The sequence below is a fragment of the Pseudomonas sp. LB3P93 genome, from assembly GCF_054898025.1.
Genome location: NZ_CM142713.1, coordinates 3,599,472 through 3,616,975, shown reverse-complemented (window position 1 = coordinate 3,616,975; position 17,504 = coordinate 3,599,472). Strand labels below are relative to the sequence as shown.

General features: G+C 60.8%; 13 protein-coding genes and 1 pseudogene. 11 read left to right on the top strand and 3 right to left on the bottom strand.

The window, feature by feature from the left end:
- Positions 1–88 precede the first annotated feature (88 nt).
- The 10 genes and pseudogenes from ACYZT8_RS16255 to ACYZT8_RS16210 all read left to right on the top strand — a co-directional run bounded on the left by ACYZT8_RS16255 (position 89) and on the right by ACYZT8_RS16210 (position 11,075).
- Entirely contained in the window at positions 89–1,864 is a 1,776-nt protein-coding gene (locus ACYZT8_RS16255) for a PQQ-dependent methanol/ethanol family dehydrogenase (protein WP_461974157.1), read from the top strand.
- Between the two features lie 253 nt (positions 1,865–2,117).
- Positions 2,118–3,638: an acetaldehyde dehydrogenase ExaC gene (gene exaC / locus ACYZT8_RS16250; RefSeq protein ID WP_461974155.1), complete on the top strand. Its 1,521-nt coding sequence runs from the start codon at positions 2,118–2,120 to the stop codon at positions 3,636–3,638.
- 291 nt (positions 3,639–3,929) lie between these two features.
- Entirely contained in the window at positions 3,930–4,001 is a 72-nt protein-coding gene (gene pqqA, locus ACYZT8_RS16245; RefSeq protein WP_010455123.1) for a pyrroloquinoline quinone precursor peptide PqqA, read from the top strand.
- A 53-nt stretch (positions 4,002–4,054) separates the two neighbouring features.
- Entirely contained in the window at positions 4,055–4,969 is a 915-nt protein-coding gene (pqqB, locus tag ACYZT8_RS16240) for a pyrroloquinoline quinone biosynthesis protein PqqB (protein ID WP_461974153.1), read from the top strand.
- A 124-nt stretch (positions 4,970–5,093) separates the two neighbouring features.
- The gene (gene pqqC / locus ACYZT8_RS16235; RefSeq protein WP_461974151.1) at positions 5,094–5,846 is read left to right on the top strand and encodes a pyrroloquinoline-quinone synthase PqqC; all 753 of its coding nucleotides are present in this window, start codon (positions 5,094–5,096) and stop codon (positions 5,844–5,846) included.
- The gene (gene pqqE, locus ACYZT8_RS16230) at positions 5,843–6,976 is read left to right on the top strand and encodes a pyrroloquinoline quinone biosynthesis protein PqqE (protein ID WP_461974149.1); all 1,134 of its coding nucleotides are present in this window, start codon (positions 5,843–5,845) and stop codon (positions 6,974–6,976) included. Before pqqC ends, pqqE begins: the two co-directional genes overlap by 4 nt.
- 224 nt (positions 6,977–7,200) lie before the next feature.
- The gene (gene ercA, locus ACYZT8_RS16225) at positions 7,201–8,364 is read left to right on the top strand and encodes an alcohol dehydrogenase-like regulatory protein ErcA (protein ID WP_461954414.1); all 1,164 of its coding nucleotides are present in this window, start codon (positions 7,201–7,203) and stop codon (positions 8,362–8,364) included.
- On the top strand, positions 8,348–10,075 hold the full coding sequence (locus ACYZT8_RS16220) for a PAS domain-containing hybrid sensor histidine kinase/response regulator (protein ID WP_461974147.1): 1,728 nt from the start codon (positions 8,348–8,350) through the stop codon (positions 10,073–10,075). Before ercA ends, ACYZT8_RS16220 begins: the two co-directional genes overlap by 17 nt.
- A 24-nt stretch (positions 10,076–10,099) precedes the next feature.
- Positions 10,100–10,240: pseudogene (locus tag ACYZT8_RS16215) on the top strand (IS110 family transposase); the annotation flags it as partial.
- Positions 10,241–10,454: 214 nt separating this feature from the next.
- Positions 10,455–11,075: a TetR/AcrR family transcriptional regulator gene (locus tag ACYZT8_RS16210; RefSeq protein WP_403098525.1), complete on the top strand. Its 621-nt coding sequence runs from the start codon at positions 10,455–10,457 to the stop codon at positions 11,073–11,075.
- 109 nt (positions 11,076–11,184) lie between these two features.
- Here the strand turns inward: ACYZT8_RS16210 and preA are convergent, their stop codons facing one another.
- The 3 genes from preA to hydA all read right to left on the bottom strand — a co-directional run bounded on the left by preA (position 11,185) and on the right by hydA (position 15,427).
- On the bottom strand, positions 11,185–12,459 hold the full coding sequence (gene preA, locus ACYZT8_RS16205; protein WP_461974145.1) for an NAD-dependent dihydropyrimidine dehydrogenase subunit PreA: 1,275 nt from the start codon (positions 12,457–12,459) through the stop codon (positions 11,185–11,187).
- Positions 12,460–13,827, bottom strand: a complete 1,368-nt coding sequence (locus ACYZT8_RS16200; RefSeq protein WP_461982488.1) for an NAD(P)-dependent oxidoreductase — start codon at positions 13,825–13,827, stop codon at positions 12,460–12,462.
- Positions 13,828–13,987: 160 nt separating this feature from the next.
- The gene (gene hydA / locus ACYZT8_RS16195) at positions 13,988–15,427 is read right to left on the bottom strand and encodes a dihydropyrimidinase (RefSeq protein WP_461974143.1); all 1,440 of its coding nucleotides are present in this window, start codon (positions 15,425–15,427) and stop codon (positions 13,988–13,990) included.
- A 553-nt stretch (positions 15,428–15,980) separates the two neighbouring features.
- Between hydA and ACYZT8_RS16190 the strand changes: the two genes are divergently transcribed.
- A complete protein-coding gene (locus tag ACYZT8_RS16190; RefSeq protein WP_461974141.1) occupies positions 15,981–17,465 on the top strand; it encodes an NCS1 family nucleobase:cation symporter-1 in 1,485 nt (494 codons plus the stop codon).
- Positions 17,466–17,504: the final 39 nt, after the last annotated feature.

The window sequence follows — 17,504 nt, the reverse complement described above, 5'->3', positions numbered from 1 at the left end:
CAATTGTCCCAAGGGCGGCAGCGCCGAAGAATCTGCACCAGACCGGGAAAATTTCCCGGGTATAACAAAAACCGCAGAGGTAGCTGTCATGACCCACCCCGCACGTCGCCAACCCTTCGTCCTAAGTGTGCTGCTCAGTGCCATGCTGTTGTCCGGCTCCGCGCTGGCCGGCGTCACCGATCAAGACATTCTCCAGGACCCCAAGAACCCGGAGCAGATCGTCACCAACGGTCTGGGCGTCCAGGGTCAGCGCTACAGCCCGCTGGACACCCTCAACGTCAACAACGTGAAGGACCTGCGTCCGGTCTGGGCGTTTTCCTTCGGCGGGGAAAAACAGCGCGGTCAGCAAGCACAGCCGATGATCAAGGACGGCGTGATGTACATGACCGGTTCCTATTCGCGGGTGTTTGCGGTGGATGCGCGCACCGGCAAGAAGCTCTGGCAATACGATGCGCGCCTGCCCGATGACATCCGTCCTTGCTGCGATGTGATCAACCGCGGTGTCGCGCTGTACGGCGACCTGGTGATTTTCGGCACCCTCGACGCCAAGCTCGTAGCCCTGAACAAGGACACCGGCAAAGTCGTCTGGAGCAAGAAAGTCGCCGACCACAAGGAAGGCTATTCGATCAGCGCCGCGCCGTTGGTGATCAACGGCAAACTGATCACCGGCGTGGCCGGTGGCGAGTTCGGGGTGGTGGGCAAGATCGAAGCCTACGACCCGAAAAACGGCGACCTGCTGTGGACCCGGCCCACCGTCGAAGGCCACATGGGGTACACCTACAAGGACGGCAAAGCGGTAGAGAACGGCATCTCCGGCGGTGAAGCCGGCAAGACCTGGCCCGGCGATCTGTGGAAAACCGGCGGCGCAGCGCCTTGGCTCGGCGGGTATTACGACCCGGAAACCAATCTGCTGCTGTTCGGCACCGGCAACCCGGCGCCGTGGAACTCGCACCTGCGTCCTGGCGACAACCTCTACTCGTCGTCGCGTCTGGCGCTGAACCCGGACGACGGCACCATCAAGTGGCACTTCCAGAGCACGCCGCACGACGGTTGGGACTATGACGGCGTGAACGAACTGGTCTCGTTCAACTACACCGAAGGCGGCAAAGAGATCAAAGCCGCTGCGACGGCTGACCGTAACGGTTTTTTCTACGTGCTGGACCGCACCAACGGCAAATTCATTCGCGGCTTCCCGTTCGTGGACAAGATCACCTGGGCCACCGGCCTCGATAAGGAAGGGCGGCCGATCTACAACGAAGCCAGCCGACCTGGTGCGCCAGGCACCGAAGCCAAAGGCAGTTCGGTGTTCGTAGCCCCGGCGTTCCTTGGCGCGAAAAACTGGATGCCGATGGCCTACAGCAAGGACACCGGGCTGTTCTACGTGCCGTCCAACGAGTGGGGCATGGACATCTGGAACGAAGGCATCGCCTACAAAAAAGGCGCGGCGTTCCTCGGTGCCGGCTTCACCATCAAGCCGTTGAACGAAGACTACATCGGCGTGCTGCGCGCCATCGACCCGAAAACCGGCAAGGAAGTCTGGCGTCACAAGAACTTCGCGCCGCTGTGGGGCGGGGTGCTGACCACCAAGGGCAACCTGGTATTCACCGGTACGCCGGAAGGTTTCCTGCAAGCATTCAATGCCAAGACCGGCGAGAAAGTCTGGGAATTCCAGACCGGCTCCGGCGTACTTGGCTCCCCTGTGACCTGGGAAATGGACGGTGAGCAGTACGTCTCGGTGCTCTCCGGTTGGGGCGGCGCCGTACCGCTGTGGGGCGGCGAAGTGGCCAAGCGCATCAAGGACTTCAACCAGGGCGGGATGCTCTGGACCTTCAAGCTGCCGAAAGACCTGGTCGCCAAACACTGATCGCCTCTATTGATTGTTCCCACGCGCAGCAAAGGAATGCCTCACCGGACGCTCCGCGTCCGCTCTGGGACGCAGAGCGTCCCTGGCTGCATTCCCACGCAGAGCGTGGGAACGATCATGAACCGAGGCGTTTTCTACTACCAAATAACGAGAGTCCTCCTGCCAACGGCGCATTCGTCTGACGCGCAGGGCTCTCTACTATCGGTTCATCGCCTGTTTGCCCGACAGGCATCGACCCAGACAGAGGCCCACCATGATCTATGCACAACCTGGAACACCCGGCGCCGTCGTTTCCTTCAAAGCGCGCTACGGCAATTTCATCGGCGGCGAGTTCGTTGCGCCGGTCAATGGCGAGTACTTCACCAACACCTCGCCGGTCACCGGTGAAGTAATCGCCGAATTCCCGCGCTCCAGCGCCGCCGACATCGAAAAAGCCCTCGACGCTGCCCATGCCGCAGCGGATGCCTGGGGCAAGACCTCGGCTCAGGATCGCTCGTTGGTGCTGCTGAAAATCGCCGACCGCATCGAACAGAATCTGGAAATTCTCGCCGTCACCGAAACCTGGGACAACGGCAAGGCCGTGCGCGAAACCCTGAACGCCGACGTACCACTGGCCGCCGACCATTTCCGCTATTTCGCCGGCTGCATCCGCGCCCAAGAGGGCGGCGCCGCCGAAATCAACGAGCTGACCACCGCCTATCACTTCCACGAGCCGCTGGGCGTGGTAGGGCAGATCATTCCGTGGAACTTCCCGCTGCTGATGGCCGCGTGGAAACTCGCCCCGGCCCTGGCTGCCGGTAACTGTGTGGTGCTCAAACCCGCCGAGCAGACGCCGCTGTCGATCATGGTCTTCGCCGAGCTGATCGCCGACTTGCTGCCGGCCGGCGTGCTAAACATCGTCCAGGGTTTCGGTCGCGAAGCCGGTGAGGCGCTGGCCACCAGCAAGCGCATCGCCAAGATTGCCTTCACCGGTTCCACCCCGATTGGCGCGCACATCATGAAATGCGCGGCCGAGAACATCATTCCGAGCACCGTCGAGCTGGGCGGCAAGTCGCCGAACATCTTCTTCGAAGACATCATGCAAGCCGAACCGCAGTTCATCGAGAAGGCCGCCGAAGGTTTGGTGCTGGCGTTCTTTAACCAGGGTGAAGTCTGCACCTGTCCATCGCGAGCGCTGGTTCAGGAATCGATCTACGACGACTTCATGAAAGTGGTGATGCAGAAGATCGTCAAGATCAAGCGCGGCAACCCACTGGACACCGAAACCATGGTCGGCGCCCAGGCGTCCGAGCAGCAATACGACAAGATCCTCTCGTACCTGAAAATCGCTCAGGAGGAGGGTGCCGAGCTGCTCACCGGCGGGGCGGCCGAGCGTCTGGAGGGCGACTTGTCCAGCGGCTATTACATCCAGCCGACCCTGCTCAAGGGCCACAACAAAATGCGCGTGTTCCAGGAAGAAATCTTCGGGCCGGTGGTGGGCGTCACCACGTTCAAGGACGAAGCCGAAGCCTTGGCGATTGCCAACGACAGCGAGTTCGGCCTCGGCGCCGGCCTGTGGACTCGCGACATCAACCGTGCCTACCGCATGGGCCGGGCGATCAAGGCCGGACGCGTCTGGACCAACTGCTACCACCTGTACCCGGCTCATGCCGCGTTCGGCGGTTACAAGAAGTCCGGTGTCGGCCGTGAAAACCACAAGATGATGCTCGACCATTACCAGCAGACCAAAAACCTGCTGGTGAGCTACGACATCAACCCGATGGGGTTCTTCTAACCCTACACGGGGACCTGTGGCGAGGGAGCTTGCTCCCGCTCGGCGGCGAAGCCGTCGCAATCCCGCGGAACCCCCGGTGTGCCTGATGCACCGGGTTGTCGGGAATGGGGTCGCTCCGCGACCCAGCGGGAGCAAGCTCCCTCGCCACACTGTTTTGTGTAACGCCTACGCCTTCTAACACCCCCTACCAACGCACGCCGCCACCTCGTTCGAAAGTAGCATTCGGTCGTCTCGCGCCCCGTGCATTAATGGCTTTACCGGAATTGCCCGGCACAAGAAGAGGATTGACCCATGTGGAATAAACCCGCGTTTACCGATCTGCGTATTGGTTTTGAAGTGACGATGTATTTCGCCAACCGTTGATTGTTCACCCGGCCAGCCGCAGCGTTGGCCGGGCCTGCCTTCTGGAGGCTCCCATGCACATCCGCGTTCTCGGTTCCGCCGCTGGTGGCGGTTTCCCGCAATGGAACTGCAACTGCCGCCAATGCGCCGGAATGCGCAATGGCAGCCTGCGGGCGCAACGTCGCACGCAGTCGTCGATTGCCCTGAGCGACAACGGAGTGGAGTGGGTGCTGTGCAATGCTTCACCGGACATTCGCGCGCAGCTTGAAAGTTTCCCGGCGATGCAACCGGCCCGTCGCTTGCGCGATACGGCAATCGCCGCGGTGGTGCTGCTGGACAGCCAGATCGACCATTGCACCGGCCTGTTGAGCCTGCGCGAAGGTTGCCCGCATTCGGTCTGGTGCACGGAACGCGTTCATCAAGACCTGAGCAGTGGTTTTCCCTTGTTCACCATGCTCGAGCACTGGAACGGCGGGTTGCGGTGGCAACCGGTGGGGCTGGACCGTGTACCGTTCAGCATCGCGGCCTGCGAGCACCTGCAATTTCGCGCGATTCCCTTGGTGAGCAACGCACCGCCGTACTCGCCCAATCGCGGCAATCCGCAGCCGGGCGACACCATCGGTTTGTTTATCGAAGACCTGCGCAATGGCGCCAGCGTGTTCTATGCCCCGGGCCTTGGGCAAGTCGACGACGAAGTCTTGAGCTGGATGCAGCGCGCTGATTGCCTGCTGCTGGACGGCACCTTGTGGCGCGACGATGAGATGCGCGTGTGCGAAGTCGGCCAGAGCCTCGGCAGTGAAATGGGGCATCTGCCGCAAAGTGGTCCTGGCGGGATGCTTGAGGTGCTGGAGGGGTTTACCCATCAGCGCAAGGTGCTGATCCACATTAACAACACCAATCCGATCCTCGATGAAGACTCGGCGGAGCGGGCGTTGCTGGAGCGGCGGGGGATTGAGGTGGCCTTTGATGGCATGAGTCTTGTGCTGTAGCCGCTGGCCCCATCGCTGGCAAGCCAGCTCCCACCGGGTTCTGCGGTGTATACAAAAACCTGTGGGAGCTGGCTTGCCAGCGATGAGGCCAGACCAAACACAGCAGTTTTCCCGGAGCCGCGCAATGACCGACACCCCGATGTCCCCCAGCGAATTCGAAGCCGCCCTGCGCGCCAAAGGCGCCTATTACCACATCCACCACCCCTTCCACCAAGCCATGTACGCCGGCCGCGCCACCCGCGAGCAGATTCAGGGCTGGGTCGCCAATCGCTTCTATTACCAGGTGAACATCCCGCTCAAGGATGCCGCGATCCTCGCCAACTGCCCGGACCGCGACGTGCGCCGTGAATGGCTGCAACGCATCCTCGACCACGACGGCGTCCCCGGCAGCGAGGGCGGCATCGAAGCCTGGCTGCGTCTGGGCGAAGCGGTGGGGTTGGACCGTGAGCAAATCCTGTCTCAGGAATTGGTGCTACCCGGCGTACGGTTCGCCGTGGACGCCTACGTCAATTTCGCCCGTCGTGCCTGTTGGCAGGAAGCCGCGAGCAGTTCGCTCACCGAGCTGTTCGCGCCGCAGATCCACCAGTCCCGTTTAGATGCCTGGCCCACGCATTACCCATGGATCGACCCGGCCGGTTACGACTATTTCCGCACGCGCCTGAGCCAGGCGCGGCGCGATGTCGAGCATGGTCTGCGCATTACCCTGGCGCACTACGTCACGGTCGAAGGCCAGCAACGCATGCTGGAGATTCTGCAATTCAAGCTCGACGTGCTGTGGAGCATGCTCGACGCGATGAGCATGGCCTACGAGCTAGGTCGCCCGCCGTATCACACCGTCACCACCGAACCTGTCTGGCACCGGGGGATCGCCCTTTGAACCTGATCGAACAGCCACCGGGTCCGCCATTGTGGTTACTGGCAGAGCTGACGTATCGCTGCCCGTTGCAGTGCCCGTATTGCTCCAACCCGCTGGATTTCGCCCAGCAAGGTGAGGAGCTGAGTACCGAAGAGTGGATTCGGGTGTTCCGCGAGGCGCGGGAGATGGGTGCGGCGCAACTGGGGTTTTCCGGCGGTGAGCCGTTGGTTCGCCAGGACCTCGCCGAGCTGATCAAAGCCGCGCGGGACATGGGTTACTACACCAACCTGATCACCTCGGGCATCGGCCTGACCGAGCAGAAAGTCCGCGACTTCAAGGTCGCCGGGCTGGATCACATCCAGATCAGCTTTCAGGCCGCCGACGAGCAGGTCAACAACATGCTCGCCGGCTCGCGCAAAGCCTTCGCGCAGAAACTCGCCATGGCCCGTGCAGTAAAGGCTCAGGGTTACCCGATGGTGCTGAACTTCGTCACCCACCGGCACAACATCGACCAGATCGCGCAGATCATCGACCTGTGTCTGGAGCTGGAAGCAGACTTCGTTGAACTGGCCACGTGTCAGTTCTACGGCTGGGCCGAACTCAACCGCGTCGGCCTGCTGCCGACCCGCGAACAATTGCAGCGTGCTGAGCGCATCACCAACGAATACCGCGAGCGTCTTGAAGCCCAGGGCCGTCCCTGCAAGCTGATCTTCGTCACCCCGGATTACTACGAAGAGCGCCCCAAGACCTGCATGAACGGCTGGGCCAATCTGTTTCTCGACATCACCCCGGACGGCACGGCGTTGCCGTGTCACAGCGCCCGCCAGTTACCGGTGGCGTTTCCCAACGTGCGCGAGCACAGCATCTCGCACATCTGGACCGAATCATTCGGCTTCAATCGCTTTCGTGGCGATGACTGGATGAAAGAACCGTGCCGCTCTTGCGATGAAAAGCACAAGGACCTGGGCGGGTGCCGCTGCCAGGCGTTCATGCTGACCGGCGATGCCGAAAATGCCGACCCGGTGTGCAGCAAGTCAGCGCACCACGGGGTGATCCTCAAGGCCCGTGACGAAGCGGATGCGCCGGGGCAGGGCATGGAACACCTGACGTTGCGTAATGAGAAGGCTTCGCGGCTGATCTATCGCGGATGACCTTTGCACGCAGAACCCCTGTGGGAGCGGGCTTGCTCGCGAAGGCGGCATCACATTCAACATTGATGTCGACTAACCCACCGCTTTCGCGAGCAAGCCCGCTCCCACAGGGGTTCTGCGGTGAATGCAAAATCCCGGGGGGCACCACCCATTGGTCTGATTGCATTCGCGACGGGATGGGTTAGTGTGGTTCTACCTTCAGAACAATAAAAACAGGCTTTCCAATGAGCCAGAGTCTCAGCCAGCTGCGTAAATTCGTTTCGCCTGAAATCATCTTCGGTGCCGGTTGCCGGCATAACGTCGGCAACTGTGCCAAGACCTTTGGTGCCCGCAAGGTGCTGGTGGTCAGCGACCCCGGTGTGATTGCCGCCGGGTGGGTTGCCGATGTCGAAGCCAGCCTGCAAGCCCAGGGCATCGATTACTTTTTGTATAGCGACGTTTCGCCCAACCCGCGGGTCGAGGAAGTCATGCTCGGCGCCGAGCTGTACAAGGAAAACCACTGCGATGTGATCGTCGCGGTCGGCGGTGGCAGCCCGATGGATTGCGGCAAAGGCATCGGCATCGTCGTCGCTCACGGACGCAACATCCTTGAATTCGAAGGCGTGGACACCATCCGCGTGCCCAGCCCGCCGTTGATCCTGATTCCGACCACCGCCGGCACCTCGGCCGATGTCTCGCAATTCGTGATCATTTCCAACCAGCAAGAACGCATGAAGTTCTCCATCGTCAGCAAGGCCGTGGTGCCGGACGTGTCGCTGATCGACCCGGAAACCACCCTGAGCATGGACCCGTTCCTGTCGGCCTGTACCGGCATCGATGCGTTGGTGCATGCCATCGAAGCCTTCGTCTCCACCGGTCACGGGCCGCTGACCGACCCGCACGCGCTGGAAGCGATGCGCCTGATCAACGGCAACCTGGTGCAGATGATCGCCAACCCGACGGACATCGCCCTGCGCGAGAAAATCATGCTCGGCAGCATGCAGGCCGGTCTGGCGTTCTCCAATGCGATCCTCGGTGCGGTGCACGCGATGTCCCACAGCCTCGGTGGGTTCCTCGATTTGCCCCACGGCTTGTGCAACGCGGTGCTGGTGGAACACGTGGTGGCGTTCAACTACAGCTCGGCGCCGGATCGCTTCAAGGTGATCGCCGAGACCTTCGGCATCGATTGCCGTGGCCTCAATCACCGGCAGATTTGCGGGCGCCTGGTCGAACACCTGATCGCCCTGAAGCATGCGATCGGCTTCCATGAAACCCTCGGTTTGCACGGGGTCAGCACCGCGGACATTCCGTTCCTGTCGCAGCACGCCATGCACGACCCGTGCATCCTCACCAACCCGCGCGAATCCAGCCAGCGTGATGTCGAGGTCGTCTATGGCGAAGCCCTCTGACGAGCAGCAACGCGCGCTCGCCGGGCTACTGGGATTAGGCAGCCACTCGGCGCGCAAGAGCCATTACCCGGAACTCTCCGCACGGCTGGACGAGCTGGAAGCCGAGCGCAATCGCTACAAGTGGCTGTTCGAAAACGCCGTGCACGGGATCTTTCAGGCCAGCCTCACGCAAGGCATGCGCGCCGCCAACCCGGCGCTGGCACGGATGCTCGGCTATCAGGACCCGCAAGAGGTGCTGTTTTCGCTGGCGGACTTGGCGAGCAACCTGTTTGTCGGTGGTGCCGGGGAGCTGGAAAACATCGGCGAAATCCTCCGGCATCAGGGCAGTCTGCACGGCTATGAAACCCAGTTGCGGCGCAAGGACGGCAGCAGCCTTGATGTGTTGATGAACCTGCTGCTCAAGCCCGATCAGGAAGGATTGGTCGAGGGCTTTGTCGCCGACATCACCGAGCGCAAACTCGCCCAGCAACGCCTGCAACAACTCAATGACGAACTGGAGCAGCGGGTGACTGCGCGCACCGATGAATTGCTGGAAGCCAACCGCAACCTGCAACAGCAGATCACCCAGCGCAAACAGATCGCAGAAGCCTTGCGCGACGCCAGGGATGCCGCCGAGTCCGCCAACCGCAGCAAGGACAAATACCTCGCCGCCGCCAGTCATGACCTGTTGCAGCCGCTCAATGCCGCCCGATTACTGATCTCGACCTTGCGCGAGCGCAAGTTGCCGGATGTCGAGCAGGTGTTGGTGGAGCGCACGCACCAGGCGTTGGAAGGGGCAGAAGATCTGCTCACCGATCTGCTGGATATTTCCCGGCTCGATCAGGCCGCTGTCAAACCAGACGTCGCGTTGTACCGCCTCGACGAATTGCTCGCGCCGCTGGTCTCGGAGTTCCAGTCGGTGGCGGAGGCCGCCGGGTTGAACCTGCGGGTGCACATGGGCGATTACGCCATTCATACCGACTTGCGCCTGATGACTCGGATCCTGCGCAACTTCCTCAGCAATGCCTGTCGTTATACCGATGAGGGCAGCATTCTGCTGGGGGCCAGACGGCGCGGCGACATGCTGCGCCTGGAGGTGTGGGACACCGGGCGCGGGATCGCGGCGGATCGGCTGGACTCGATCTTCCTGGAGTTCAACCAACTGGATGTCGGGCGCGCCGCTGACCGCAAGGGCGTGGGGCTGGGGTTGGCCATCGTTGAGCGGATCGCCAAGATCCTCAATTACCGGATCCAGGTTCATTCACGGCCGGGACGCGGTTCGGTGTTCAGCATCGACGTGCCGATTTCCCATGAGGTGCCGCTGCCGATCAGCCTGGCAGCGCCGCAACCCGGCACGGGTAATCCGTTGCCGGGCCGGCGCCTGCTGGTGCTGGACAACGAAGTGAGCATTCTTGAGAGCATGAGCGCGCTGCTCGGGCAGTGGGGCTGCGAGGTGGTCATTGCCACGGATGAGCACTCAGCGTTGGCAGCTTTGAAGGGCCGAGCGCCGGAGCTGATTCTCGCGGACTACCACCTCGATCACGGGGTGGTGGGTTGTGATGTGGTGCGGCATTTGCGCGAGCATTTCAATCACGCGATTCCAGCGGTGATCATCACCGCTGACCGCACCGACCAGTGCCGACGCTCGTTGCAGCGACTCGCCGCGCCGCTGCTGAACAAACCGGTGAAACCCGGCAAATTGCGTGCGGTGCTGAGTCAGATGCTGGGGTAGTCGAGCTTGCGATAGTGCAGGCTGAAACCGTACTACGAGTCCTATTAGGCCAGAGGCTTGGCTAAAACCCAGGCCTTGGTCATTCTTGCCCGCAAGCTGTGCCGGGTGGCATTCGCACTCATGAAAAACCAGAGCGAATACCAGCCGAGTTCCCCTGCAACATAGAATCTCCCACAGGGAATCCGGTTTCAGCTCACGATCATCGGGGGCATGGTGCCCAGCAGGGAAACGGCCGCCACCGCACCCATCTCTCAGAGGCAAGTTCGAAGAGGCGTCAGTTTACCTGCGAGAACCTGGGTGCATGAAGTTTCGTTTTCCCTTGTCGCCGCGAGGTAGAGCGGATGCTAGTCTTGGCCAACGCTGTTGTCAGGGAGGCTTCATGGGCAATCACAAGATCGAGATTCGTCGCAGTAACGTCGAGAAGATTTTGCTGGGGGCCGAAAAGGTCTTCGCCGAAAAAGGCTTCGGTGGCACCGCCATGGCCGACATTGCCGCGCAAGTGCAACTGCCGCGCTCCAACCTGCATTACTACTTCAGCACCAAGACCGAACTGTACAGCGCGGTGCTGTTCGATCTGCTGGAAGTCTGGAAGCAGGACGCGCTGTGCTTCGAGATGTTCGACGACCCGCGCGTGGTGCTCAGCAGCTATATCCGCGCCAAGATGAACCACTCCCGCAGCCGGCCTTATGGCTCGAAAGTCTGGGCCAACGAAATCATCCACGGCGCCCCCACATTGGGCGTGGCGCTGGACGCGAGCCTGTACGACTGGGCCAAGATGAAGGAAGCGAAAATCCGTCAGTGGGTGGACGACAAACGCATCCTGCCGGTGGAGCCTTCAAGCCTGCTGTACATGATCTGGGCGTCGACCCAGCACTACGCGGACTTTGATCATCAAGTGAATATTCTCAATGATCATCAGCCGCTGTCGGACATGCAGTTCGAGCGGGCGGTGCAGACGGTGACGAGTGTGATATTGCGGGGGATTGGGTTGGAGCCCTAACTCGATCGTTCCCACTCTGCGTGGGAATGCCTCAATGGACGCTCTGCGTCCGCTTTGGGACGCGGAGCGTCCCGGGCTGCATTCCCACGCAGAGCGTGGGAACGATCGGTTAGGGAGCGACGTGGTAAGGATTACGCGGATCATGATTCCAGTCCAGAAACGGCTTCCCATTCTCCATCGGCACCATCTCAATGCAGTCCTCCACCGGGCAGGTGATCTGGCACAAATTGCACCCGACGCACTCATCATCAATCACTTCATACTTATGCGTCCCGTCCGCCTGTTTCAGGCTGGCCACCGCCTGGTGTGAAGTATCTTCGCAAGCGATATGGCAGCGTCCGCAACCAATGCACGCTTGCTGGTCAATCTTCGCAATCACCTGATAGTTGATGTCCAGGTACTTCCAGTCCGTGGTATTGCCCACCGCCCGCCCGGAAAATTCCGCGATGCTGGCGTAACCCTGACTGTCCATCCAGCGTGACAGCCCGTCCTTCATCTCCTCGACAATCCGGAAGCCATGCAGCATCGCCGCGGTGCACACCTGCACCGAGCCGCTGCCCAAGGCGATGAATTCCGCCGCATCGCGCCAGCTGCCGATGCCGCCAATGCCGGAGATCGGCAAGCCTTGGGTCTGTGGGTCACGGGCGATTTCGGCGACCATGTTCAGCGCAATCGGCTTCACCGCCGAGCCGCAATAACCGCCGTGGGTGCTTTGGCTGCCGACCGTGGGGTTGGCGACCATGCGCTCCAGATTGACGCTGGTAATCGAATTGATGGTGTTGATCAGCGACACCGCATCGGCGCCGCCACGATGGGCCGCACGGGCGGCGACACGGATGTCGGTGATGTTCGGCGTGAGCTTGACGATTACCGGCAGCGAGCAATACGTCTTGCACCAGCGGGTGACCTGCTCGACGTACTCCGGCACCTGGCCGACCGCCGCGCCCATGCCCCGTTCCGGCATGCCGTGCGGGCAACCGAAGTTCAGCTCGATGCCATCGGCGCCGGTGGCTTCCACCAGCGGCAGAATGAATTTCCATGATTCTTCGACGCAGGGCACCATCAGCGAAACGATCAGCGCGCGGTCCGGCCAGTCCTTTTTGACCTGGGTGATTTCCCGCAGGTTGATCTCCAGCGAACGGTCGGTGATCAGCTCGATATTGTTGAAGCCCACCACTTCTCGGTTGGCACCGAAGAGCGCCGAGTAACGCGACGACACGTTGACCGCCGCCGGGTCTTCACCCAGGGTTTTCCAGACCACCCCACCCCAGCCGGCCTCGAAGGCGCGGACCACGTTGTAGGCCTTGTCGGTCGGCGGCGCGGAGGCCAGCCAGAACGGGTTAGGGGATTTGATGCCGGCGAAGACAATCGAAAGATCGGCCATTTACGCAGCCTCCACGTTGAGCATCAGTTGAGCGTTGATGGCCTCGGCCGCCCGTTTGCCATGCTGCACGGCTTGCACGGTGAGGTCTTGATCGAGGCTGGTGCAGTCACCGCCGGCATACACACCGGGGATGCTGGTGCGCAGCTGTTCATCGACCTCGATTCGATCGCCCTGGCGTTTGAGTTCGCGCGCCAGCGGATCGGCGAGGGCGCTTGCATCGAAGGCCTGGCCGATGGCTTTGAAAATCGCGTCGGCGGCCAGCTCGAAGGTTTCGCCGGTGGTTAGCAAACGACCGGCCACCAAGTGCGTGCGGGCGAAGCGCATGCCGCGCACGTTGCCTTGTTCGTCGAGCAGCACTTCTTCGGGCTGTGCCCAGGTCAGCAAGCGAACCTGATTGGCTTTGGCGATGTCCTGTTCGTGGCCGGTGGCGCCCATTTCCTCGACACCGCGGCGGTACACCAGATTCACGTCGCGAGCCCCGAGGCGGGCCATTTGCACGGCCATGTCGATGGCCGTGTTGCCGGCGCCGAGGACGATGCAATGATCCGCCAGCGGCAGTTGGCTCAGATCATCCGCCTGACGCAGTTCGCGGATGTAATCGGTGGCGGCCAGCAGGCCGGGTGCATCCTCGTGAGTCAGGCCCAGCTGTTTGCTGGCAGCCAAACCGAGGCCGAGGAACACCGCGTCGAATTGCTGATGCAGTTCACTGAGGGTCAGGTTCTCGCCGAGTTTCTGGCCGTGGCGGATTTCGATGCCGCCAATCGCCAAGAGAAAATCCAGTTCCTTCTGCGCGTAGTCGTCCACCAGTTTGTACTTGGCGATCCCGTATTCGTTGAGGCCGCCAGCCTTTTCCCGTGCCTCGAAAATCACCACGTCATGGCCATGCATCGCACTGCGGTGAGCGCAAGACAACCCGGCCGGACCGGCACCGACCACGGCGATGCGTTTGCCGGTGGCGGCGGCGCGCTGGAAGGGGTGTTCGCTGAAGTGCGCGTTGTCGACGGCGTATCGTTGCAGCAGGCCGATCAATACCGGTGCGCATTCGTGATCGTTATTACGCACGCAGGCTTGCTGACAGAGGATTTCTGTCGGGCACACCCGGGCGCAGCTGCCGCCGAGGATGTTCGCTGAGAGGATTTTTTGCGCGGCGCCCTGAACGTTTTCCTGATGGATATTGCGAATGAACGACGGAATATCGATCTCGCTCGGACAGGCATTCACGCACGGCGCGTCGTAGCAATACAGGCAGCGCGAGGCTTCCAGATGCGCCTGACGGTCGTTGAGTGGCGGCGCAAGGTCGGTGAAGTGGCCGGCGAGGGCGGCCGCATTCTCGTAGGGGTGCGGGAGGTGGTTCAGGGTCTTGATCACGGTGTTGGCCTCACGGTTATTTGAGGTGATGCCTCTGATGGGCTGATCGTTCCCACGCTCTGCGTGGGAATGCCTCAAGGGACGCTCCGCGTTCCAATGGGACGCAGAGCGTCCCGGGCTGCATTCCCACGCGGAGCGTGGGAACGATCATTGGTACAGGTCAGCGTTTCACTGCCGTTGGCCTGTTCAACTCAGCCCGCTTGTTCAGCAAATCAAACACCGCCGGATACGCCGGCCGTTCGACATACCGCCCGACACCACGCTCGGCCCGCAAATCACCATCGGCCCATACCACCCGGCCCTGGCTCACGGTATGGCTCGGTACACCGCGTACGGTCTTGCCTTCGAAGATGTTGAAGTCGACTTGCTGGTGATGGGTCTTCGCCGAAATAGTCCGCGTCCCCTCCGGATCCCACAACACCAGGTCCGCATCCGCACCCACGCGAATCGCGCCTTTACGCGGGTAGAGGTTGAAGATCTTCGCGGTGTTGGTGGAGGTGAGCGCGACGAAGTGCTGCATCGACAAACGCCCCGTGTTCACCCCTTCATCCCAGAGCACGGCCATGCGGTCTTCGATACCGGCGGTGCCGTTGGGGATCTTGCTGAAGTCATCGCGGCCGGCGGCTTTTTGTTCGGCGCAGAAGCAGCAATGGTCGGTGGCGGTGGTGTGCAGGTTGCCCGATTGCAGTCCGTGCCAAAGCGCCTCTTGATGGCCGCGAGGACGGAAGGGCGGGCTCATCACGTAACCGGCGGCGGTCTGCCAGTCCGGGTGTTGGTAGACGCTGTCGTCCAGCAGCAAATGCCCGGCCAGTACTTCGCCGTAGACTTGCTGGCCCTTGCTGCGGGCGTAGGTGATTTCGTCCAGCGCTTCCTTGGTCGAGACATGCACCAGGTACAGCGGCGTGCCCAGGGTTTCGGCTATTCGGATCGCCCGGCTCGCGGCTTCGCCTTCCACTTGAGAAGGCCGCGACAGCGGATGCGCTTCAGGGCCGGTCATGCCCTGAGCCATCAACTTGCGTTGCAGGTGATAGACCAGCTCGCCGTTTTCCGCGTGCACCGTCGGCACCGCGCCGAGTTCCAGGCAGCGCTCGAAACTCGCCACCAAGGTGTCATCGGCCGCCATGATCGCGTTCTTGTACGCCATGAAATGCTTGAAGCTGTTGACCCCGTGCTGGCTGACCAGCTCCGCCATGTCCTCGCGAACCTGTTCGCTCCACCAGGTGATCGCGACGTGGAAACCGTAATCCGATGCCGATTTCTCGGCCCAGCCGCGCCATTGATGGAAAGCCTCCATCAAGGATTGCTGCGGATTGGGAATCACGAAATCGATAATCGACGTGGTACCACCTGCGAGACCCGCTGCGGTGCCACTGAAAAAGTCTTCGCTGGCCACGGTGCCCATGAAGGGCAGTTGCATGTGGGTGTGCGGGTCGATGCCGCCGGGCATCAGGTATTGGCCGCTGCCGTCGAGTACTTCGGCACCTGCGGGAACATCAAGATTGTCGCCGATGGCTTTAATCACGCCGTCGGCGCAATAGACGTCGGCGCGATAACTTTCATCATGGGTAATAACGGTGGCGCCACGGATCAACAGAGACATTCCGAGTTCCTCGCAGGCAATGACCGACTTATGTCGATTCTAAATGTTTTATATGAAGCCGACGCAAACAGGTGTATTCCTGTCAACGCTGTCAGGAATAGAAGCTAGTCTGAGTTTATGGATTGAGCAAGAATATTTTTTATAAGCTTATGCCTGTTTTAAAGCATTGATTAATAACGATTAAAACTGAAAATCACCAAAATGGTGTGGCCTCGAACCATTTTGACGCACTTGACAGCTTCTAAAAATGAACGAGATTTCTTATGTGAAATCAGCTGCTTGAGTATGGTCTATGGTTGATGCGCAACTTTGAAAAAAAGAGCCATGCACCAGATTGAGCCCTGACTGTTCGGACAACTTGCCTGGCATTCGGCCTGAGTGAACAAGCAAATAACCGGGGGCTTATCCGGACTCTATATAAAAACTGATAAACATCAGTTGGTTGCGAAGTTTTTGTGGAACTGCCCGATGCGCAAACAGGGTGCCCGGCACGTTTATTGATGCCGCCAACCCCTGATGAGCAAACAATAATTCAAAGAACAGTGGAGCGGCCATGCAACAGATCAGATCGCAAGTGACCGAGCGCGACGGCTTGTTTGAGCTCGAAGCCGGCACCGACGTCCTCGACAGTCCCCGTTATAACCACGACATGGCACCGACCAAGGTGCGCGAACGAACCTGGAACAAATGGCACATCACCGCGTTGTGGGTCGGCATGGCGATCTGCGTGCCGACCTACACCCTCGGTGGCGTGCTCACCGCTTATTTCGGCCTGAGCGTCGGCGAAGCGCTGCTGGCGATTCTGTTCGCCAACATCATCGTTCTGATCCCGCTGACCCTGAACGCCTTCCCCGGCACCAAGTACGGCATTCCGTTTCCGGTGCTGCTGCGTTCGTCCTTCGGCATTCTGGGCTCCAACATTCCGTGCCTGATCCGTGCGCTGGTGGCGTGTGGCTGGTTCGGCATTCAGACCATGTTCGGCGGGCTGGCCATTCACCTGTTTCTCGGCTCGGTGTTCGACGGCTGGAAAGCCCTCGGCGGGACAGGTGAAGTCATCGGCTTCATGGTGTTCTGGGCCTTGAACCTGTGGGTGGTGATTCGCGGTGCGGACTCGATCAAATGGCTCGAAACCCTCTCGGCGCCATTGTTGGTGCTGGTGGGTGTGGGGTTGCTGGTGTGGGCCATGCCCAACGTATCGATGACCGAATTGATGGCGATCCCGCCCAAGCGTCCGGAAGGGGCCAGCGTGGTCAGTTACTTTGCCGCCGGGCTGACTGCGATGGTCGGGTTTTGGGCCACGTTGTCGCTGAACATTCCTGACTTCAGTCGTTATGCGAGAAGCCAGAAGGACCAGATCGTCGGGCAGATTATCGGCTTGCCCCTGACCATGTTTCTGTTCGCCTCGCTGGGCGTGGTGATGACGGCTGCCTCGGTCAAACTGGTGGGCGTCAGCGTTTCCGATCCGGTCACCCTGATCGGCCATATCCAGAGTCCGGTCTGGGTCGCATTGGCCATGGCGCTGATCATCATCGCCACGTTGTCGACCAACACCGCGGCCAATATCGTGTCGCCGACCAACGACTTCCAGAACGTCGCGCCCAAACTCATCAACCGCACCACCGCGGTTTTGCTCACTGGCCTGGTCGGCCTGGCGCTGATGGCCCATGAGCTGTTGAAGAAGCTCGGTTTGATCGTCTCGGATTTAAGCCTGGAGACGGTGTATTCCAACTGGTTGCTGGGCTATTCGAGCCTGTTGGGTCCGATCGCCGGGATCATGGTGGTGGACTATTTCCTGATCAAGAAACAGCAACTGGACCTGGCCGGGTTGTATCGCGATGACGTGTACCCGGCGTGGAACTGGTTTGGGTTTATAGCGTTTGGGGTGCCGGTGGCGTTGACGCTGCTTTCGCTGGGCAGCGATGCGTTTAGCTGGTTCTACAGCTATGGCTGGTTTACCGGCTCGGCGTTGGGAGGGCTGATTTATTACGGGTTGTGCTCGATGCGGCCTGATCCATCAATCGCGAAATCTGCGGTGTGAACACTGGCCTCATCGCGGGCAAGCCCGCTCCCACAGTGA